The sequence below is a fragment of the Desulfovibrio sp. SGI.169 genome (genome assembly GCF_050313595.1).
Taxonomy (GTDB): domain Bacteria; phylum Desulfobacterota; class Desulfovibrionia; order Desulfovibrionales; family Desulfovibrionaceae; genus Desulfovibrio.
Map to the genome: position 1 here is coordinate 177433 of NZ_JBNPLS010000001.1, position 20223 is coordinate 197655.

25 protein-coding genes and 1 tRNA gene are annotated in these 20223 nt (G+C 61.1%); 25 read left to right on the forward strand and 1 reads right to left on the reverse strand.

The genetic code is table 11. From position 1 onward, the window contains the following. Nucleotides 1-21: 21 nt before the first annotated feature. The 19 genes from murI (at nt 22) to ACQRA4_RS00890 (ending at nt 13784) form a co-directional block, all read left to right on the forward strand. Nucleotides 22-852 carry a glutamate racemase gene (gene murI, locus ACQRA4_RS00800; protein ID WP_427821172.1) on the forward strand — a complete coding sequence of 277 codons (831 nt, stop codon included), beginning with the start codon at nt 22-24 and terminating at the stop codon, nt 850-852. 327 nt (nt 853-1179) lie between these two features. Next, nucleotides 1180-1455, forward strand: coding sequence for an HU family DNA-binding protein (locus ACQRA4_RS00805; RefSeq protein WP_154513258.1), 276 nt, complete (start codon nt 1180-1182; stop codon nt 1453-1455). A 116-nt stretch (nt 1456-1571) separates the two neighbouring features. Then, nucleotides 1572-1661: transfer RNA gene (locus tag ACQRA4_RS00810), tRNA-Ser, on the forward strand. Between the two features lie 173 nt (nt 1662-1834). Beyond that, nucleotides 1835-3064, forward strand: coding sequence for a tyrosine-type recombinase/integrase (locus ACQRA4_RS00815; RefSeq protein WP_427821173.1), 1230 nt, complete (start codon nt 1835-1837; stop codon nt 3062-3064). Between the two features lie 204 nt (nt 3065-3268). Continuing rightward, nucleotides 3269-4039 carry a hypothetical protein gene (locus ACQRA4_RS00820; protein ID WP_427821174.1) on the forward strand — a complete coding sequence of 257 codons (771 nt, stop codon included), beginning with the start codon at nt 3269-3271 and terminating at the stop codon, nt 4037-4039. 149 nt (nt 4040-4188) lie between these two features. Next, complete coding sequence (locus ACQRA4_RS00825) at nt 4189-4410, forward strand: helix-turn-helix transcriptional regulator (RefSeq protein ID WP_427821175.1); 222 nt, start codon at nt 4189-4191, stop codon at nt 4408-4410. 250 nt (nt 4411-4660) lie between these two features. Further along, a complete protein-coding gene (locus ACQRA4_RS00830) occupies nt 4661-5950 on the forward strand; it encodes a DUF927 domain-containing protein (RefSeq protein WP_427821176.1) in 1290 nt (429 codons plus the stop codon). A gap of 59 nt (nt 5951-6009) precedes the next feature. Then, entirely contained in the window at nt 6010-7428 is a 1419-nt protein-coding gene (locus tag ACQRA4_RS00835; protein ID WP_427821177.1) for a DUF927 domain-containing protein, read from the forward strand. A gap of 106 nt (nt 7429-7534) precedes the next feature. Beyond that, nucleotides 7535-7876 carry a hypothetical protein gene (locus tag ACQRA4_RS00840; RefSeq protein WP_427821178.1) on the forward strand — a complete coding sequence of 114 codons (342 nt, stop codon included), beginning with the start codon at nt 7535-7537 and terminating at the stop codon, nt 7874-7876. Next, nucleotides 7870-8346 (forward strand): ERCC4 domain-containing protein, encoded by a 477-nt coding sequence (locus tag ACQRA4_RS00845; RefSeq protein ID WP_427821179.1) that lies wholly within the window; start codon nt 7870-7872, stop codon nt 8344-8346. Before ACQRA4_RS00840 ends, ACQRA4_RS00845 begins: the two co-directional genes overlap by 7 nt. A 168-nt stretch (nt 8347-8514) precedes the next feature. Further along, a complete protein-coding gene (locus tag ACQRA4_RS00850; RefSeq protein WP_427821180.1) occupies nt 8515-8844 on the forward strand; it encodes a hypothetical protein in 330 nt (109 codons plus the stop codon). A 13-nt stretch (nt 8845-8857) separates the two neighbouring features. Then, on the forward strand, nt 8858-9325 hold the full coding sequence (locus ACQRA4_RS00855; RefSeq protein WP_427821181.1) for a DUF5681 domain-containing protein: 468 nt from the start codon (nt 8858-8860) through the stop codon (nt 9323-9325). Further along, a complete protein-coding gene (locus tag ACQRA4_RS00860; RefSeq protein WP_427821182.1) occupies nt 9297-9689 on the forward strand; it encodes a hypothetical protein in 393 nt (130 codons plus the stop codon). Before ACQRA4_RS00855 ends, ACQRA4_RS00860 begins: the two co-directional genes overlap by 29 nt. A gap of 575 nt (nt 9690-10264) precedes the next feature. Continuing rightward, the gene (locus ACQRA4_RS00865; RefSeq protein ID WP_427821312.1) at nt 10265-10432 is read left to right on the forward strand and encodes a helix-turn-helix domain-containing protein; all 168 of its coding nucleotides are present in this window, start codon (nt 10265-10267) and stop codon (nt 10430-10432) included. A 75-nt stretch (nt 10433-10507) separates the two neighbouring features. After that, nucleotides 10508-11194, forward strand: a complete 687-nt coding sequence (locus tag ACQRA4_RS00870) for a hypothetical protein (RefSeq protein WP_427821183.1) — start codon at nt 10508-10510, stop codon at nt 11192-11194. Continuing rightward, entirely contained in the window at nt 11187-11453 is a 267-nt protein-coding gene (locus ACQRA4_RS00875; RefSeq protein ID WP_427821184.1) for a hypothetical protein, read from the forward strand. The genes ACQRA4_RS00870 and ACQRA4_RS00875 overlap by 8 nt, the downstream gene beginning before the upstream one ends. After that, on the forward strand, nt 11446-11718 hold the full coding sequence (locus ACQRA4_RS00880; RefSeq protein WP_427821185.1) for a hypothetical protein: 273 nt from the start codon (nt 11446-11448) through the stop codon (nt 11716-11718). The genes ACQRA4_RS00875 and ACQRA4_RS00880 overlap by 8 nt, the downstream gene beginning before the upstream one ends. A 954-nt stretch (nt 11719-12672) precedes the next feature. Continuing rightward, a complete protein-coding gene (locus tag ACQRA4_RS00885) occupies nt 12673-13080 on the forward strand; it encodes a thioesterase family protein (protein WP_427821186.1) in 408 nt (135 codons plus the stop codon). A 155-nt stretch (nt 13081-13235) separates the two neighbouring features. After that, nucleotides 13236-13784, forward strand: coding sequence for an NADPH-dependent FMN reductase (locus ACQRA4_RS00890; protein ID WP_427821187.1), 549 nt, complete (start codon nt 13236-13238; stop codon nt 13782-13784). Nucleotides 13785-13867: 83 nt separating this feature from the next. Here the strand turns inward: ACQRA4_RS00890 and ACQRA4_RS00895 are convergent, their stop codons facing one another. Continuing rightward, nucleotides 13868-14788: a DMT family transporter gene (locus ACQRA4_RS00895; RefSeq protein WP_427821188.1), complete on the reverse strand. Its 921-nt coding sequence runs from the start codon at nt 14786-14788 to the stop codon at nt 13868-13870. Between the two features lie 240 nt (nt 14789-15028). Between ACQRA4_RS00895 and ACQRA4_RS00900 the strand changes: the two genes are divergently transcribed. The 6 genes from ACQRA4_RS00900 to ACQRA4_RS00925 all read left to right on the forward strand — a co-directional run bounded on the left by ACQRA4_RS00900 (nt 15029) and on the right by ACQRA4_RS00925 (nt 20223). Beyond that, nucleotides 15029-15856, forward strand: a complete 828-nt coding sequence (locus ACQRA4_RS00900) for a glycosyltransferase family 8 protein (protein ID WP_427821189.1) — start codon at nt 15029-15031, stop codon at nt 15854-15856. Nucleotides 15857-15939: 83 nt separating this feature from the next. Then, nucleotides 15940-16431 (forward strand): chemotaxis protein CheW, encoded by a 492-nt coding sequence (locus ACQRA4_RS00905; RefSeq protein ID WP_427821190.1) that lies wholly within the window; start codon nt 15940-15942, stop codon nt 16429-16431. 219 nt (nt 16432-16650) lie between these two features. Continuing rightward, entirely contained in the window at nt 16651-17796 is a 1146-nt protein-coding gene (locus ACQRA4_RS00910) for a DegT/DnrJ/EryC1/StrS family aminotransferase (protein ID WP_427821191.1), read from the forward strand. Nucleotides 17797-17840: 44 nt separating this feature from the next. Then, nucleotides 17841-18797: a glycosyltransferase family 2 protein gene (locus ACQRA4_RS00915; protein ID WP_427821192.1), complete on the forward strand. Its 957-nt coding sequence runs from the start codon at nt 17841-17843 to the stop codon at nt 18795-18797. Then, a complete protein-coding gene (locus tag ACQRA4_RS00920) occupies nt 18794-19264 on the forward strand; it encodes a GtrA family protein (RefSeq protein WP_427821193.1) in 471 nt (156 codons plus the stop codon). Before ACQRA4_RS00915 ends, ACQRA4_RS00920 begins: the two co-directional genes overlap by 4 nt. Next, nucleotides 19261-20223, forward strand: coding sequence for a glycosyltransferase family 2 protein (locus ACQRA4_RS00925; protein ID WP_427821194.1), 963 nt, complete (start codon nt 19261-19263; stop codon nt 20221-20223). The genes ACQRA4_RS00920 and ACQRA4_RS00925 overlap by 4 nt, the downstream gene beginning before the upstream one ends.

Consider the following 20223-nt stretch of genomic DNA (forward strand, 5'->3'; position numbering starts at 1 on the left):
CCGTAAAGGACGATCACAAGCATGAAGGACGCTTCTCTGCTGCCCGTGGCCCTGTTTGATTCAGGCGTGGGCGGCCTTACGGTGCTCAAGGCCCTGGCCGCCCGCCTGCCCGCAGAGGATTTGATCTATCTGGGCGATACGGCGCGGCTGCCTTACGGAACCAAGGGCCGTGACACCATCATCCGCTATACCCTGCGGGCCGCACAGACGCTGGTGGACAATGGGGCGAAAATGCTGGTTGTGGCCTGCAATACCGCCACAGCGGCGGCCCTGCCCGCCCTGCGCGAACATTTTGCGCCCCTGCCGGTTCTGGGAGTGGTGGAGCCCGGTTCGCGCGCCGCGGCCCGGACCAGCCGCAACGGCGAAATTGTGGTCATCGCCACCGAAGCCACTATCACCGACGGCGCATATCAGCGGGCCATTGCCCGCATTCGGCCGGAAGCCCATGTGCGGGGCCGGGCCTGCACGCTCTTTGTGCCTATGGCCGAGGAAGGCTGGATGGACGGCCCCCTGGTGGAAGGCGTGGCCAGGCGCTATCTGGAAGACCTCTTCACCCCGGCGGTCACCGCCCCGCGCCCGGACACACTGCTGCTGGGCTGCACGCATTTTCCCCTTCTGCAAGCCGCCCTCCAGAATGTGGTGGGCCCCCAGGTGCGTATTGTGGACTCGGCGGCCACCACGGCCGAAAGCGTGGGCGAGGAGCTGGCGCGCCTGGGCCTGCTGCGCGCGGGGGCGCGCGCGGGCGACCGCCGTTTTATGACCACGGACAATCGGAACCGCTTTGCCCGCACGGGCGGGCTCTTTCTGGGCAGCCCCCTGAAAAGCTCGGATGTCGAACTTGTTGATTTGTAATGTTTACGCAGCGTTAGCACCTTGCCGGGTCTGACGCCGCCCGCGTCATCAGGCTTCGCACAAACGGTTTCTTGCCGGGAAAACAAGAACGGGCGGGCGATTTCCCGCTTTTTCTGTTGACATGCCCCTTGGCATTACTTAGAGAAATCAAAGTTATGGTCGCTGGCGCCGCACGCGGCCAACGTGGAGATTCCAGGGCACGCATGGCGTCTGCCGCCGAGCAAAAGCGCGCTCATTCCGGCCTTTCGCGAGGCGGCCTGCAAAAACCGCAATGCGTTGGCTTGGCACATAACGGGGCAACCCGAAAATCCTGAACGGAGAAACATCATGACTAAAGCTGAGCTTGTTGAAAAAATCCACGCCAAGGCCGGCCTGCCCACCAAAGCCAAAGCCGAGGAAGCCCTGGACGCCGTCGTGGCCTCTCTGCGCGAAGCCCTCGCCGCTGGCGAATCCGTGACCTTCACCGGCTTCGGCAGCTTCAAGGTGGTGGCCCGCGCCGCCCGTAAAGGCCGCAACCCCCGCACGGGCAAGGAAATTACCATCCCCGCCAGCAAGGTCGCCAAATTTACGCCCGGCAAGGGTCTGAAAGACGCCATCAAGTAAGGCACGCTGTCTGCGATTTTTCGGCGGCGTCTTTATTCCGGCAGGGAAAGACGCCGTCTTTGCGTTGCAATCCGCTCGTTCTTGCGCGGAGGGCGGTTGCATGCGCGTTCCCGTGCGGAAGGGTGGCAGAGCGGTTTAATGCGGCGGTCTTGAAAACCGTTGAAGGCGTGAGCCTTCCGGGGGTTCAAATCCCTCCCCTTCCGCCAAATTATTTTCCGTTTATGTTCAAGAAAGTCCGCAAAGCCTTGAGCCAAGCGGACTTTCTCCGTTTTATGTGTTCGCTACTGTTCGCCTAAATTCGTTGACAGCCGCGCAATTTGGGGGCAACAATGGGGGCAAGTCGTGACTGTACAAGTTGCCCCTTTCAGGAGTTGCCCCCATGCCCTTCAAGCTCACAGATACCGCCATCCGGGCGGCCAAGCCGAAGGAAAAGCGCTACAAGCTGGCGGACGGCGAAGGCCTGTATATCGAGGTTGCCCCCAGTGGGGGCAAGTGGTGGCGTATCAAGTACCGCTTTGGGAGCAAGGAGAAGCGGCTTTCCCTGGGCGTTTACCCTGCCGTGGGTCTGAAGGAGGCCCGCAGCAGGGCCGGGGAAATCAAAGACCTGTTGCGGCGCGGCATCGACCCCGGCGAAGAGCGGAAGGCAGCCAAGGCGGAAGCGGCGGCGGTGGAGATCGCCAAGGGCCAGACCTTTGAGGCCGTGGCGCGGGAATGGCACAGCAAGAAAAGCCCCGGCTGGACGCCCCGCTACGCTCGGCAGGTGATGGGAAGGCTTGAAGCGAGCATCTTCCCGGAGCTTGGCCCCCGCCCCATTGCAGAGCTGGGCGCGCCTGACTTCCTTGCGGTGATCCACCAGACAGAGGCGCGGGGGTGCATTGAAATGGCGCACCGGCTGGCGCAACTCTGCGGGCAGGTGACGCGCTATGCCCGCCTTGCCGGTATCGTCCAGGCGGATGCCGCCAGCGGGCTCACAGAAGCGCTTGCCCCGGCCCCTGTTCGCCACCATGCCACCATCACCAGCCCGAAAGAGATCGGAGCGCTCCTGCGGGCAATCGATGCCTACCCCGGCGAAGTGGTGACGCGCTACGCCCTGAAAATTCTCCCGTACGTCTTTGTCCGCAGTGGGGAACTACGGGCCGCGCCTTGGGCGGAAATCGACCTTGACGCCGCCACTTGGCTCATTCCTGCCGCGCGGATGAAGAAGCGCCGCCCCCATGTGGTGCCGCTTGCCCCGCAGGTGGTGCGCCTCTTTCGCGAGCTTAGGGAGTTCACCGGCCACGGGCCGCTTGCCTTCCCCTCCACCTTTTCCGCCACGCGCTGCCTTACGGATGTGGGCCTGCTCAATGCGCTGCGGCGCATGGGCTACGATAAAGAGACCATGTCCATTCATGGCTTCCGGGGGCTGGCATCCACGCTGCTCAACGAACAAGGCTACCGGCCGGACGTGATAGAGGCACAGCTTGCCCACGGCGAGAAGAATGCGGTGCGGGCCGCGTATAATCATGCCGATTATCTCCCGGAGCGCCGCGCCATGATGGAGGCCTGGGCGGACTACCTGGACGGCTTGAGAGAATCCGCCGGCCATTCGGCTGCCGAAGGTCAGCCATAGCCCACTATACCTTGCCGGGGGCAAGGTGTGGGCAAGCGTGCCGCGTAAAAAGGCATAGACGCCCGCGCGAATGCTGCGGAGGACAGGACACGGATTTCAGATTTCCCCGGCTAGGCATGGCGTCATGAACCATGTCGAAAAGGCGGATACCCTTGCCGCCCTGCCGGGGGATACTTCAAGGAATTGCCTACAAGGAGGCAAAATATGCAAAGCCATGATAATTGTACCTCCATAAGAAGATATGTCACTATCCGTTCTATTCAAGAATTTGCGGCTTTGTGGTGTGGGGCAACGGAAGAGGAATTACCAACAATATTAAATACCTCATTTTGTTGCGGTGGTTCAACAGCTATGGGCAGCCTTATTATAAGGAATGATGCATTTCCATGCCTTGAGCCTCGAATAAGATTTATTATTGATGCAATAAACGACAACCGAGTAGAAGTATGCGACGAGCTAGGAAATTTTAGAGGAAATGAAAATATTGCATGGAGCCGTAAATGTTTGCGTCTTGATAAGGCTAAAGAATGGTTAGAAAATTCTGCACTACCTCGCAATGAACTTCCAGATTTTTTGTTTCAAAGCCAAACAGAGGGTATACCTCAAACAATTGCCGGTCTTGAAGAAGCACTAGAAAAAATAAGAAAACTTGAAGAAACCATTAAAGAAAAGGATACTCGCATTGCTGAACTGGAGCAGCAAACAATCAATATTGATACGGAAGGTCCAATAAATTCTCAACGCTGGCAGCATTCATGCCGTGCCCTTGCAAAAACCTTTGCTACATACATAACCATGTCATACCCAACACCTATTACTAAAAACGATTTTTTGCGGTTTATGCAAAATCGTGTCGAAGGGTTTAGAAATCCCCTTGGCGTTGTGGAGAATATCGCTTGGCAAGAATTCCCTTCGCATCTAAAAAGCGGGCCGGGGAGACCCAAAAAACAAGATGATGAATTGGTGCCGTTTTAATACCGTTAAAATTCACCATATTGAGGGTTTTTAATAGTTTTCCGGGGAAACTGTTTAGGGTTTCCCCTCTTTTTTTGCACTTCCCGTTGTGTATCCTTCCTTCAAAGTTCGCGAACGTCCGTACTGAGCAACAGAACTTTGGAGGATATATGTCACAACACATTCCCGTCTTGCCGGAAACCGGCTTCATGCGCCTGAGTGATGTATTGAAGTTCATCCCCATAAAGAAAACACGGTGGTATAAGGGGGTAAATTCCGGAGAGTTCCCCCGGCCCATAGCCTTCAGTTCTCGCGTCAAGGTGTACCGTGCCGAAGACATCCGCGCCCTGATTGAGCGCATGGGTTCCCAAGCCACCAAGGGGGCGGAGTAATGGCCGCCCCTCAGAAAAACCGAAACCGCCCGGCGGGGGACCGGGCGGCAAATAGGGGGAAGGAAAAAACGAATTTCCCTGACGTCCATTCTGCCGGAATCCGCCCCGGCGCGCAACCTGCTTCCTGCCGTTCCTGCATCTATTTTCATGAAGTCCGTCTGCCTTCCGGCGGGCTGCGGCGGTTATGCCGCTTCACCGGGGAAAAGCGGCCCTCACCCTGCCGGGAGTTCCATAGCGTGGAGGTGCTGCCATGACCACCGGCTTTCTGCAAGAAATCATGGCGCGCATGGTGAAGGATGGCCTTGCGCCCGGCGACTCGCTTCAGGCGGACGGCGCTTTGCACCGCTGCGGCGTGTCCGGCAAGGAGCGGGGCAAGGATGGCGCGTACAGTGTCCATCTTGACGGGCCGGCTTCCGCATGGTGGCGCAACTGGCGCAGCGGCGCGGAGGGCACATATTGCGGCAAGGCGGACAATGAACTGACCGCCGCCGAACGCAAAGCCCTGCGGGAACGCATTGACGCTAACAAGGCCGCCCGGCAGGCGGAGCAGGAAAGGCACCATGCCGCCGCCGCAAGGCTGGCCCGCTCCATCTGGAACGCCGCGCCTCCGGCCACGGATGCCCACCCATACGCCCAGCGCAAGGAAGTGCCCGCCCTTGGGCTGCGCCTGACCAGAGACGGGCGGCTGATTGTCCCGGTGCGGGACGCTGCGGGGAAGATTGTCAGTCTACAATTCATCCTGCCGGAAAAGCCAGCCAGCGGCCCGGACAAGCTCTTTCTGAAGGGCGGCGGGACGGCGGGCGGCTTCTTCAGCATCCCGGCCAGTGACGGCGGCAAGGACGGCCCCCTGCTCATTGCCGAGGGCTACGCCACCGCCGCAAGCCTGCATCTGTCCACCGGCCATGCCTGTCTTGTGGCCTTCAACTGTGGCAATCTGGAAGCCGTGGCGCGCATGGCCCGCGCGCGGTATCCGGAGCGGGAAATCATGCTTTGCGCGGACAACGACTGCGAAACCGTCAAACCCGATGGTACGCCGTGGAATCCCGGCATAGAGGCGGCCACCGCCGCCGCGCGGGCCGTGGGCGGCAAGCTGGCCGTCTGCCCGGCGCATGACGGCAAGGCAACGGACTTCAACGACCTGCACCGCCTGCGCTCTCTTGAGGCCGTCCGGACTGTGGTGGAGGCGGCGTTGGAAGCAGGTTCGCCAGTTCCGGAAGACAAATTGCCATCTGGCTTCAGTATCCGCAAGGGCGGCTCACTGCCGGGCCTCTGGCATGTGGAGACAAAGGAAGAAGGCGACCCCGTGGAAACATGGGTCGGCGGTCTGCTGTCCGTGCTTGGGGCTACAAGGGATGAAAACGGCAATGCCTGGGGGCTGCTGCTGGAGTGGCCGGATGATGACGGCAACCTGCACACTTGGGCCATGCCCAAGGCCATGCTGGCCGGGCGTGACAGTTCCGCCGTGCTGGCCCGCCTAGCTGATGAGGTTGGCGTTTTGCGTCAGGCCAAAGGACGCGCAATCTCTTCTATAGATTCCTGACCGAATACCGAACAACGCGCCGGGCACGGTGTGTTCCACGCACGGGCTGGCATCGGGGCGTGTTCGTCTTTCCCGACGCTATTGTCCAGAATTTTGCTGGACGTGCTGGACATGCTGGACAAGCCTATGGGCATAAGGATTTCCAGTCGTCCAGCAACGATGCTGGCCTGCTGGACATGCTGGACAACGAGCGGATTGTTTTGCAGGTGCAGGCCGCGCACAATCCCTTCCGCATGGCGGGTTCTCTGGAGGGCTGGCGCTCCACCATAGGAGAATGGACGCGGGGTAACAGCCGACTTATGCTGGCCGTATGTGCCTCTCTGGCCGCGCCACTTCTGGAGACAACCGGGCAGGAATCCGGGGGCTTCAACTGGATGGGGCAAAGCTCCACAGGCAAAACAACCGCCCTTGTGTCCGCAGGCAGTGTATGGGGCAAGGGCACGTCTGCGGGCGGCTATGTGCAGAACTGGAGATCCACGGCTAACGGGCTTGAAGGTTTGGCGGCGCTCCATTCCGACACCGCCTTGTGTCTTGATGAAATCGGGCAAGCCCCTGGCCGTACCATTCAGGAGGCGGCCTACATGCTGGCAAACGGTATGGGCAAGGCCAGAGCCAGCCAGGACGGAAGCGCGCGGGCTGTCAGGTCGTGGCGGTGCATGATTTTGTCCACTGGCGAAAAAGGGCTTGCCGAAAAAATCGCCGAAGAAGGCGGGCGCGTTCAGGCGGGTCAGATGGTGCGCCTGATTGACGTACCTGCTGATGCGGGCGCGGGCATGGGCATCTTTGAAGACCTGCACGGGCACGAATCCCCCCGCGCCTTTGCCGATGCCCTCAGACACGCCGCCGCCACGGATTACGGCCATGCAGCACGATTCTTCATCAGCAAGATTCTAGAAACTCCCGATACCGCCGCCCAACTGCATGCCGCCCTGGATGCCGGCCTCTCCATTCTCTGCCCTGCGGAGGCATCCGGACAGGTCCAGCGAGTGGCGCGGCGTTTCCTGCTCTGTGCCGTGGCGGGGGAAATGGCTACTGATTGGAAACTGCTCCCCTGGGGCAACGGTGAAGCGCTGCAAGCCGTAAAAGCCTGCTTTGATGCGTGGCTTGCCGTGCGTGGCGGTTCCGGAGCGGCGGAGGATGACGCCATCATTGCTCAAGTGAACTTATTCATAGAACAGCACGGGGCAAGCCGCTTTCAGGACGTGGACAATCCAGACGCCACCTGCATTAACCGAGTGGGCTTCCGCCGCAACGTCGGGGCCGGCATAGAGCTCTATATCCTGCCTGAGAGCTTCAGGGCGGAAGTCTGCAAAGGGGTCAACCACAGGCGGGCCGCTTCAGTTTTGTTGGACAGGGGGATGCTCTTGTCTGGGGACAGCCGCAGCTATACGCGCAGGCCCCCTTTTGATTTGCCAGGCTTCGGGCGCAAACGCTGCTATGTCCTCTTCTTTGGAGGTGGCTTTGATGTCATGGATTGATGTTTTCACCTCACCGGCAGAGATCCGTCCAGCATGTCCAGCAAGCAACAAAATTGCTGGACGGCTGCAAAGCGTTGCGGCTGTAGGCTTGTCCAGCACGTCCAGCATGTCCAGCATAAAAAAGCGCAAATGCGGCGGCATTTCCGCCGGCCATGTCTTCCCCATTCCCGGCAGGCCGAAACCCTGGCCCACGCTCTGGCATCTGGTGGAGCATTTCAATTGCAATCCGCTGGTGCTGGATGAGTGGCCCGCGTCCGTGGTGCTGTGCTTCGCACCGGGCGTGCCAGCCAGTGAGAAGCAAGCGGCCCTGCGCTATGCCGTGGGCCATTGGCAGGCCCTGCTGGCGGATATGGCCCTGCCCGCTGACGGAAGTATCAGGCACTGCTGGGTTGAGGGATACGAATATTTTTGCCGCCCCGGCAATGTGAAGGAGGCCGCCGCATGCTGATACTTGTGGACAGTAGGGAACAGCGCCCCTTTGCCTTCGCTGGGCCGCGCTATGAGGGCGTGGAGGTGGAAGCCGGGGCGCTGACCGTGGGGGATTACTCCCTTGCCGGACTGGCCGACCGCGTGGCGGTGGAGCGCAAGGAGCTGTCAGACTTGGTGCAGTGCCTTGGCCGGGAGCGGGAGCGCTTTGAACGGGAGTTGCAGCGGGGCGCGGCGCTGGACGCCTTCGCCGTGGTGGTTGAAGCGGCCTGGGTCGATTTGGCCGGCGGCAGATACCGCAGCCGCCTTAATCCGCATGCGGCATGTCAGAGCGTGGCTGCCTTCATGGCCCGCTATCGTGCGCCCTTCCTCTTTGCCGGAAGCCGGGCCGCCGCCGAATATGTGACCTGGAGTTTCTTGCGGCAATATCTGGAGGGGGCGCGGCGGCGGTGGCGCTCCATTGTCAGGGCGCACGGGGAGGCTGTGGCATGACCGTCGCCACGAATACCGAAAAACGGGCCGGAAAGGCCCATAGGAGGCGTGAAATCCAGCGCCATAGCCAAGGGCTCACAGCAAGGGAACAAGCCGCGCTTGAGCGCATATGCAGATGGTTTTCGAAACTGGAAAGGACACAAATTGCAAGCCAAAAGGAGCTGCAAAATGAACGTAAAGGAAGTTTTGGATAGACTGTTTGACCTGTATGGTGGCATTTCTAACGATAAAAGGCGGCGCTGCGCATTCGCAATGGAGGCAATAGCAACCACGATTGAGAATATCAAGGTAGTGCCTGCTTTTAGCTATGAATCGAAAAAGACCCCTGAAGGTGATTTTTTTACTGCTATGGGGACTCCGATAACAATCATTATCAATGAGGCGTCGGGCAAAAGCATCACGCTCCCGCAACATCTGTTTCCCATGAACACCTACAGTTATGAGGAAATTGATGCCTTGCTTTGTGAAGTGGACGACGCGCTTGACGAGCTTTTATGAGGCGCAATGAGTCATGCCACCTGAAAAAACAGGTAAAAAACAGGGAACGACCCAATTCCGACCCGGCCAGTCCGGCAATCCAAAGGGACGCCCCACGGGGGCACTGAATCGGGCCACAATCGCCGCACAGGCGCTTCTGGACGGTGAAGCCGAGGCATTGACCAGGGCTGCGGTGGAACTGGCGCTACAAGGCAATGTGCAAGCTCTCAAGCTCTGTCTGGAGAGAATATGCCCGGCAAGGAAGGAGCGGCCTCTTTCCCTTGCCCTGCCGGAAGTGGAAGGGGCCGCCGATCTTTCGCGTCTCACCGCCGCCATTCTTGGGGCTGTGGCGCGTGGGGAGCTGGAAACGGGACAGGCCGCCGCGCTGGCGTCTCTTGTGACGGCGCACGGCAAGGCGCTTGAGCTTACGGAACTTGAACAGCGCATCAGCGCACTGGAGAAGCAGAATGAGCATGCAGAACGGATTGACCAAACGCATTGAGGCATTGGAAGCCCGGCAGGGAGGGCGCGACGGGAAAACTCCGCTGGAGGGTGTCATAGCGGCGATGGCTGTAGACGAGTTGCGGGATGTCCTGGATGCAGACCAGTTCAGCCACCTTGTCGGGGAAGTGTTCGACAAGCGCGAGCGTGGCGAACTGTACGGGACAGTCTGCGCCAAGCTGGAGGAGTGGCGCGCCGTGTTCGAGCGTTGCGGCTCCAAACTTACGGACGCCCAGCTGGAGGCGTTGACGAAAGGCTATTACGGGCCTGCGAAGGATGCTCACCATGCGGCAAAGATGGCCCTCGCTGTCGCCATGCGGGAAGCTTCCCTTCCCTTGCCGGGATTTCTGGCATCTCTGGCATGACCGCCGCCACGTTCAGGCGTATTTCACCCTTTGCCGGGCATCGTCCCGGCTTTTTTATTTTCGTGGCCCTGAAGGGCATTTCCGGGGCAAATTGGCTGACCTGAAACAAATTCCCGGTCAGGTGACCAGTACGCGCGCAAGGAATGGAAAAGGGTCAGAACTGTTCTGACCCCCGACCAGTACCCCGCAGAGCAAAAGAAAGGCCGCCCGGAGAAAGCGGCCATTGGTCTGGTGGAGGCGGCACGCTGTCCATGCCGGGGCCATCCTCTTGCCGGGCAAAATGTTTCACGGAATGCGAATAGCACTCTGCGATAACATCGTGTCACGATAATTTTTTGTGCGCGGCGTGTTTTGTGAAACAGGCGGAACCATTGAACATTTTTTGGAGGACATGACTCATAAGGGGTGTTATGTAAACTTATTCATACTTATTTATTATTTTTCATTTTTATTGGTATTTTTATTGACTTGTCAACCCCAAAAGATTAGTTTGGTTGCGTCTGGATGGAGCTAAATAAGGAGGATAAGATTTGACACCATTAACAGACGAAGAACGGGCCGCTCGCCCTTTGAACTTGGAAGAGGTCATGGAATACCTGCGGATAGGGAGAAATGCTGCTTTGAAGCTGTTCCAAAGTGGCGCCATAGGTGGCCGCAAGGCTGGTCGAGAATGGCGTACCACGCGCGGAGCCATAGACGAATGGCTTGCAGGTGGAGGCAAAGCAGACGACGAAACCGAATAACTCAAACAGCCCGGCAGGAGAAAGGCCATTCCCTTGCCGGGCCTAACCACCCAAGCGCCAGTGGAGGACGCAAGTATGGCTCACACGATTGAACACAACGTCCCGGCCCACGTCAACAGCGAAACCCTTTCCCAAAACCAGCGCGCCGCCATCCGCGCCCTGATCGAAGCCCGTCTTGACGGCCTCAAGGGCAAAGAGCGGAACCGCCGCCGCAACGAGCTCCTTCACCAATTGCCCAAAGCCCTGGGCGTGGAAGGCATCAAGGGCATTACCCCGGCGCTCTACCCTTCCGCCGTGGCCTGGCTGACCGGGCAGGCGCAAGCGCATACTCCGGAACAGACCAGGGAACGCCTGCTATCCCTGATGGAACAGCTCAGCGACAAGCTGGAACCGGAACCCGCTCCCCTGCCGGAAACGGTCAAACCCGGATGCTTGCAGTATCTGCCCCCGCTGTATGCGCGCCGCACCGCCGTGGACAAGGCCGCCGAAAATCTCTGGAAGGCCGTCAGTGAATTGAAATACGCGATGAAGCCGCTTCGGGCGGAAATTCCGGCGGCGTCCAATGTGCGGGCATGGGCGGTCGCTATGGACCACATGGAACAGGTTTTGGACAGCATGTGTCAGTCCGTGCAAAACGGCGTGGACGCCATTGCCCGGCAAGCCCTGCTCATGGCCCAGCTTCTTGTCCTCGCCGCCAATGGGGAAGTTGAACTGCCGGAAGGGATGGACGACTGCGAAGACGTGGAGGCGGGCAATGAATAACACCACCCGCAACGCGGCTCAGACCCGCCCCACTGTGAATTATCTGGCCTATGACGGCTACCACGTCACCATGCCCGTACTGAGGTCAAACCTTGCGGGCATCGTGGATACACTGCTGGACTGCCAGAGCAAGGCATACAGCGCCGGACATGAAGAGTTCTCTGATGTGTTCGCCGAAGCCGTGGACACCATCATGGAAATCATGCCCGCCGCCACGCCCGAAGCAAGCGGGAAGCAAGCGGAGGCGGACAATGTGTAGCGCGCTTTGCCTTGACGCCAGGGAGAAGAAGGCGAAAGCCTATCATGACGGATTTACCCGCATGCAGGGCGTTCTGGATTCCTTTATCGCCCTGCGGGAATTGCTGGAAAAGGCAGGAGACGACGCCTCCCTTTCAGCGGATGGGCTTGCCGGCCTTGCCCATCTTCTTGATATTCTGAATCGTGCCGGATGGGATGCGCTTGAAAAAATGCCCTTCGCCTATGAGTTCCGCAAACTCATAGGCTTGCCCCCCGGCAAGGAATAGGCCCCTCACTGCCCACCACAACCAAGCCCCTGCCCTTTGCGGCGGGGGCTGTTTTTTGGCCCGTAATGGCCCCTGTGGGCGTCGTTCCCGCCGGGGAATGGTCAATGATTACAGGGGCGTTGAAATGACGGCCACGACAGGGGAAGCACCCTCCCCTTTTGCCGGGCCTACGTCAAAGCGGGACAAGCGGGACACTTGGGGGGAAGGGAAAGGTCGTAATTAGATTATGACCCCGGTGAGGAAGCCCTCCACCTTTGCCGGGTATTCCCCCCGCCGCCACGCCCCAAAAATGGAGTGACCCCGCCAGTGGAGCAGCGTAAAAAATTGGGGGCAACTTTGGGGGCAACAGGAAAAGCACAATTTTTAAATATATATTAATATCAATGAATTATATTTATAGTTCGGCTGTCTCCCCGGCAGTTGGTCAGGGGTATTGCTGGTTGTGTTCCGCCACAGTGGTCCGTCAAAAACGGCTTTTTTGGCGCTGGCCGCGCCACTGTGCGATTTTTGTAGGTCATGCGCATGAGTTACACTCTCTCCAGAAATCGCCCATTCCCTTCCCGGCGCAAAAAGATTCCCGTTTTTTTTTGAATTCTTGTGGCGACAGCCCCGCGCCGCGCTTCGGGCGGCGAGCGCAGGTATCTCCCTTTACCGACAAGCAAAATCCATAACGTATCTTTTAATGAGCCCTGAGCCTGATGAAGACGCGCATTGCCGGGCATGACGCTCCGGCGGTGCGACGTCTTTTTTTATGCGCCCGCCGGCAGCGAAAGCTGGCCGTCGCAAGGCGCAAGCATCGCCTGCCACTATGCCAGGCCACGGCAGAGACGCGCCTCTGAGATTCTGTTGCGGAAGGGCGGCCCCCCGGTCTGGGGCTTTGCTCTTGACAGGATGCCTCCCGCCGGACAAGAACACAAACTCTGACATAAACAGTTTCACCCAGAGAGGAAACGGATGAAAACAGCGCTACAGGTGGGTTTGAAAGGCCAGTCGGAAATCACCGTCAGCAAGGAGCTTCTTGCCAGCGAGGTGGGCAGCGGGCTGGTCAGTGTGTATTCCACAGCCATGATGATCGGAGGCATGGAGGGCGCCGCCGTGGCCTCGGTGCAGGATTTGCTGGAAGAAGGTCAGACCACGGTGGGCACCCGCGTCAATGTTTCGCATCTGGCGGCCACGCCGTGCGGCATGAAGGTTCGCTTTGTCACGGAGCTGACCGCGGTTTCGCCCAACGGCAAAGGTTTGACCTTCTCCGTGGCGGCCTACGATGAAGTGGGGCTCATTGGAGAGGGCGTGCACGAACGGGTGGTGGTCAACAAGAAAAAGTTTGAGGACAAAACCCGGGACAAGGGGCAGCGGGCCTGAGCGCCCACGGCGGGTTTCGCCCTGCCGGGCATGGCCGCCGCAAGTCGGTATGCTTTCTCAGAAAAATCAGGTAGTCTTCAAGGCCGCAAGCGGATTGTCCGCCCAGGTATGGCCGGGCGCATGAGCCGCATATCATATAGCCAAGGAGCAAGCTGATGAAAGACCTTACCTTTGTCGGCATGACAGGCAGCCTGCGCCGCGCCTCGCGCAACAAGGGTCTGCTGCGCTGTTGCGCGTCGCGCTTGCCGGAAGGCGTGCGCATGGAAATTGCGGATATTGCCGCCCTGCCGTTTTATAATGAGGACCTGGAAAAACCCCGGGCGGTTCATGAACTGGTCGCGCAGGTCACGGCGGCCGACGCTCTGGTGCTGGCCTGCCCGGAATACAATTATTCCATGGCGCCTGCCCTGAAAAACGCGCTGGACTGGCTCTCGCGCGAACCCGATCTGGCCCCGCTCAGCGGCAAGCCCGCCTGCCTGCTGGGCGCGGGTGGCGGCATGGGCACGGCGCGCAGCCAGTACCATATGCGCCAGATCTGCGTTTACCTGAACCTGCGCCCGCTGAACAGGCCGGAATTCTTTTCCAACGCTTTTTCACCGTCTTTTAACGCCGACGGCGACCTCATCGACGAGGGCCTCGCCAGGCAGGTGAGCACGCTGATGCGGGCGCTGGCCGACTGGACGCGCCTGCTGAAACAGGCCTGACCTCCGGCCCGCCCCTGACGGGCAGCATCCCGGGCAAGCCGCGGCGCGCATGCTTCGGCTTGCCTCTTTTTCGCCATCCGGCGCTATGTCGCCCGCTCCGCCGCAAGCTCCCGCCACTGACTGAGCAGCACCCCGGCAATGATCAGGGCCGAAGCCAGATACTGCGAAGGCAAAAAAACCTCATGCAGCAGACCCACCCCGAAGAGCAGCGTAAATACCGGAATCAGATTGGTATAGGCGGCGGCCTGTCCGGCGCAAAGACGGCTGACCCCGAAATTATACAATCCGTACCCGCCGAAGGTCACGCAGCCGCCAAGATACAGCACGGCGGCCCAGGGCGCCCAGTCGGGCAGCGCCAGGCCCAGGGAAACGGGGAGATCGCTCTCCGGCAGAAAAAGCAGGAGCAGGCAGAAAAAAATCATGCCCAGGCCGGATTGCGCGGCCGTGATCTGCATGGGAGTATAGAGCGGGGAAAGCCGCCGGGCGATGACCGTGTAAAAGGCGGCGCAGAGCATGGCCAGAGCCTCCAGCGCATTGCCCAGCAGAGGGTTTGCGGCATTGTCCGCCGGCGAGGCGGCCAGCGAAAGCCAGACCACCCCGCCCACGGCCAGCCCGAAGCCCAGCCAGACCCGCCCGCCGACTCTTTCGCCCAGCATGACCCAGGCCACGCCGGCCACGATCAGGGGCAGCAGGCTGACCATCATGCCCGCCTGTGAGGCTGTGGTCAGCCGCAGCGCGTGGGTTTCAAACAAAAAGTAGCAGCAGGGTTCGCAAAAGCCCATCAGCAGCAAGGCTCCCCAATGGCCCTGTCGGCGCAGATCGAGGAACAGGCGCGGCCAGAGCGGCAGAAAAACCAGGCTGGCCGCCAGCATGCGGCCGGACATGGCCTGAAGGGGCGTCAGGCCCGAAAGCGCGACGCGCAGGGCCACATAGGAGGTGCTCCAGACGCACATGGCCGCGAGCAGGGCCAGATGCGGAACACAGCGGGAGAAGGAAACGGGCATGGCGTCACCGTGCCCGGCGTGAACCGGGGCCCACCGCCGCTTGCGGCGATGGTTTGGAAGATGATTTTTTCGGCAGCCTATGGTACTCAGCCAAAGACATCAAGAAGGCCGCCGGGAGCGCGTCATGGCGGTCGGGAGACAGTGTATGATGGTGCGAACCAGTGTCAAGGCGTCCGGCCTGGCGCGGTCTGGCGCGCCGGGGTGTTGCGCCGCGGCTTCATCAGCCGGGCGGGGACGCGGATGAAAGTCGTCTTTTGCATTGATGACAACCCGCGTTATCTGCTGCTGCTCAAGGTGGCCGCGCGTTCGTTGCGCGCCCTGCACGGCGGCGCTGTTCCCTGCCTTTGCGTGTACGCGGGGGACAAGGCCGAGGTGCTGGAGGGGCTGGCGCGCGAAAAGGTGCCGCTGGCCCGTTACCGGCCCCGCCTCAGCCGCCAGGCGCTGCCGCCCGAAACCCATCGCAACATCGGCTGCTTTCTCAAGCTGGAGCTGGCGCTGGTGCCGGAACTGGCCTCTGACGAAACCGTGCTCTACTGTGATTCGGACGTGCTGTTTCACCGCCCCCTGGACGAACTTTTCAGCGGGCCGCCGCCTCCGTACATGGGTATGGCGCGTGAACACACGGCCCCTTTTTACCACGAGCATGAAACGCTTTCCTACACATTTCGCGAACGGCGCTACACCGTGCCCATGCCTTTTCCCATCTGGACCTTTTCCAGCGGCGTGGCCCTGTTCAATCTGGCGCGGCTGCGCCGGCGCGGCCTGATCGACCACTTTCTGGCCTTTTCCCTCCAGAATGTGTGCAGCATCGGCAATCTGGACCAGTCCCTGCTGAATTATTTTTTCGGCAAGCGCATCACCCGCCTGGAGGGCCGCTGGAACCTGCCCCCGTATCAGCCTGATTGCGCGGATGCGGCGCACATCGTGCATTTTCACGGCCCCAAGCCCTGGGATACGAAAAGCGCCTGGGCCAGCGATTTGCGCATCAACCATTTTGAAACCATGCGCCGGCTCTGGCTGGATTATCTGGAGCCGGACGAGCGCGCCCTGGCGGAAAGCTGGGGCTGAACGCGCTCTCAAGTCTTTTGCGTTGCGGTCGATAGAGAAGGATACACGCGGCGTGTCCGGGCCGCGCTTGAGGAGGTTTTGCCATGAGTCAGGCTATGGACGGCGTGAAACGCCAGGGGCATGACGAGCACGACGGCGATTTGATCCAACTGGTCACCTTCCGCATCGGCGAGGAAGAATTCGGTGTGGACATTCTGGCTGTTCAGGAGATCATCCGCCTGATGCAGATCACCATGGTGCCGCATGCGCCGGCCTTTATTGAAGGGGTCATCAATCTGCGCGGCAAGGTGATTCCGGTCATCAACATGCGAACCCGCTTCAACATGCCCGCCCGTGAGCACGACAGCAGCACCCGCATCGTTGTCATGGAGCTGGAACAGAAAATCGTGGGCTTTCTGGTGGACGGCGTTTCCGAAGTGCTGCGCATTCCGGCCAGCACGGTGGAGGATCCGCCGCCGGTGGTGGCCGGCATCGGTTCCGAATACATCCGCGGCATCGGCAAGCTGAATGACCGGCTGCTGATTCTGCTGGAGCTGGACAATCTGCTCTGCGACATTGACCTGAGCGGCGCATAGCCCACGCCCGAGCGGCCGCGCGCGCAACGCGCCCGCGCCGAAAGCCGCTTTTCGGGCGAGGGTTTCTCCCATTCCGGCCCGAACCGCTCGACGTCGGGGAACGCGCCGTGGCCGCCGCCGGCCCGGCGCTTGCTCCTGCCGGCGATAGAGGATATCCTGAGGGTTCTCCGGGGGCATGCCGCCGCCGGAGAACCTTTGCAATTCGCGGGAGTGGCCGCCATGACTTTGCGTCTTTCGCGTTCCATTGTGGGTGAAGCCGAAGCCCGCGCCGTCAGCCGGGTGATTCTTGAAGACGGCTATCTGGGCATGGGCAATGAAACCCGCTTGTTTGAAGAAGAGCTGGCCGCCTATCTCGGCGTGGCGCCACAGCAGATCGTTACCACCAATACAGGCACGGCGGCGCTGCATCTGGCTGTGGACGCCGTGGCCGCCCAGAGCCGCGTCACGGGCGGCCCGGCTGAAGTGCTGGTGCCGTCGCTGACGTTTGTGGCCTCTTTCCAGGCGGTGACGGCGGCGGGCTGCGTGCCCGTGGCCTGCGACGTGCTGCCCGAAACCGGCACCCTGGACATCAGGGACGCGGAAAAGCGCCTCACCCCCCGCACCATCGCCGTCATGCCCGTGGACTACGCCAGCAATCCCTGGCGCCTGGACGAGGTTTACGACTTTGCCCGGCGCAAGGGGCTGCGCGTGGTGGAGGATGCGGCCCACGCCTTCGGCTGCCGCCACCACGGGCGCAAAATCGGCAGTTTCGGAGATATGGTCTGCTTCAGTTTTGACGGCATCAAAAACATCACCTCCGGCGAGGGGGGCTGCCTGGTGGCCTTTGACGCCGAGGCGGCGCGCCTGGCCTCGGACGCGCGCCTGCTCTCGGTGGAAAATGACGCGCGGCAGCGTTTCGCCGGCGCGCGCTCCTGGAATCCCGACGTCAAGCGCCAGGGCTGGCGGTATCATATGAGCAATCTCATGGCCGCCATCGGCAGGGTGCAGCTTTCCCGGCTGGAGAGCGAATTCATTCCGGCCCGGCGCGCTCTGGCCGCCCTCTACGCCGAACGTCTGGGCCATCTGCCGGGCGTGTCCCTGCTGCGCGCCGACCCGGAAGACTTCATCGTGCCGCACATTCTGCCCGTGCGCATCCTCAACGGACGCAAGGACGCGGTCAAGGAGGCCCTGAGCCGGGAGGGCGTCCCCACGGGCGTGCACTACAAGCCCAACCATCTGCTGAGCTTTTTTGGCGGCGGCGCCGTGAATCTGCCGGTCGCCGAGCGGCTTTATGCGGAACTGGCGACCCTGCCCCTGCACCCCGGCCTGAGCCCGGAAGATGCGGAAAAGGTCTGCGCGGCTCTGGCCCGCGCCGTGTCGGCATAAGGGCTTCCGCCCAGGTCTGTTCCGCCATTTCTGAAGGAGTCGTCATGCCCGCCCGCCCCGCCCCTCTGCTGGCTCTGATCATCCCCTGCTACAATGAGGAGGAAACCCTGCCGCGCACGTTGAGCGCCCTGGCGGCGCTGCTGGAGCGTTGCAAGGCGCAGGGCCTGATCCGGCCCGAAAGCTATGCCCTGTATGTGGATGACGGCAGCCGCGACCGAACCTGGCAATTGCTTGAAGAACGCCACCGCCAGGATATTTTCTGCCGGGGCGTCAGTTTCGCGGCCAACGCGGGGCATCAGAACGCGGTCTGGGCCGGCATGGACACGGCCCGCCAATGGGGCGCGGACTGCATCATCAGCCTGGACGCCGACCTTCAGGACGACATTGGCGTTATCCCGGACATGCTGGCCCGCTATGCGGAAGGTTGCGACATTGTTTACGGCGTGCGCAACGACCGCAGCGCGGATACCGCCTTCAAGCGGGGAACGGCGCATTTTTTTTACCGGCTCATGGGCTGGCTGAACGTGCGCCTGATTCCGGACCATGCGGACTACCGCCTGGTATCCCGCCCCGTGCTGGAGGCCCTGCGGGGCTTTGAGGAGCAGACGCTTTTTCTGCGCGGGCTCTTCCCCACGCTGGGCTTCAGAACCGACAAGGTCTATTATTCCCGGCTTTCGCGGCAGGCCGGAGAAAGCAAATATCCCCTGCTGAAAATGCTGTCCTTCGCCTGGAAGGGCATCACCTCCTGCAGCGCGGCGCCCCTGCGCCTGGCGGGCTTTATGAGCCTGCTTTGCATGCTCGCGGCCCTGATCTGCTGCGTGTTTTCGTTTTTCAGATATCTGGAGGGCGAGGTCATCCAGGGCTGGACGTCCCTGATGATCGTGGCGCTGCTGCTGGGTTCGGTGCAATTGTTCTGCCTTTCCGTCATGGGCGAATACATTGCCAAAATTTTTACCGAAGTGCGGCGTCGGCCCCGCTATATTGTGGAAAAGACCCTATGACCGGCCTTGTTCCCGCCTGGGAGGATTTGCGGCGTTTCGCGCGGAACCTGCTGGCCCGGCGCTGGATACGCTTTGGCCTGGTGGGCGGCGCGGCGACCCTGTGCTACGCCCTTCTGGGCCTGCTTTTCGTAAACGCCTGGGCCATGCCCCTGCTGGCGGGCAACGCTCTGGCCTACCTGATCAGCTTTGCCGTTTCCTATCTGGGGCAGAGCCTCTGGACCTTCCAGGCCAGGGGCGGCCACCGGGCCATGCTGCCGCGCTTCGCCGCCACCCAGGCCATGGGCCTGGGCTGCAACTCCTGCATTATCTGGCTGCTGGTTCGTTTGGGCCTGGGCTATGAACTGGCCATGCCCGCGGCGGTGGTTCTGACGCCGGTTTTTGTCTATCTGCTCTGCAAATACTGGGTCTTTCGCCGGGCGCGGAGCCTGGGCGTTTCCGCCAACGCTTCGGAGGACATCAGGGCATGAGTGTTCCCACCGTTTCCGTAATCATGAATTGCCTGAACAGCGCGCGGGACCTGCGCGCGGCTCTGGACAGCCTCATGGCCCAGAGCTTTGGGGATTTTGAAGTCATTTTCTGGGACAACGGCTCCACGGACGACAGCCCGGCCATCGCCCAAAGCCGCGGCCCCAGGCTGCGTTATTTCCGCGGAGAAAAAACCGTGCCCCTGGGCGCGGCGCGCAATCTGGCCCTGGCGCGGGCGCGCGGCCGCTATCTGGCCTTTCTGGATTGCGACGATCTCTGGCGCCCGCAAAAGCTGGAAAAACAGGTGGCCCTGTTTGAGGCCAACGCGCGGGTGGGGCTGGTCTGTACGGATACGGAGATTTTTGACGGCAGACGCACGCTCAAGCGCCTTTTCGCCGAGGCCCGGCCCGCGCGCGGCATGGTTTTCGGCGCGCTCATGGAGCGGCAGTGGATTTCCATGTCCTCGGCCATGATCCGGCGTGAGGCTCTGGACAGCCTGGCGGCGGAGGCCGGGGGACAGGCGGGCGGCTGGTTTGACGAAAGCCTCAACGTCTGTGAGGAGGCCGATGTTTTTTACCGCATCGCCCATGACTGGGAGCTGGATTATGTGGACGAGCCCCTGACCCTCTGGCGGGTGCACGGAGCCAACACCACATTCCGCAAGTTCGGTCAGTTCGCGGATGAAACCTTGCGCATTCTGGACAAGCACCGCCGCATCTATCCCGGCTATGATACGGAACACGCCGAACTGGCGGCCCTGCTGACGCGGCGCGCGGCCTTTCAGAAGGCCGTGGCCCTCTGGCGCGAGGGCCGCAACGCCGAGGCGCGCGCCGTTATGGCCCCCTGGCGCGGGCTGTCGCGCAAGTACCGCCTGTTCTGGTGGGCCAGTTTTCTGCCCGGCTCCCTTTTCGACCTGGCGGCGCGGGCCTATTTCGCCCTGCCCGCCGGCCTGCGCCGTTAG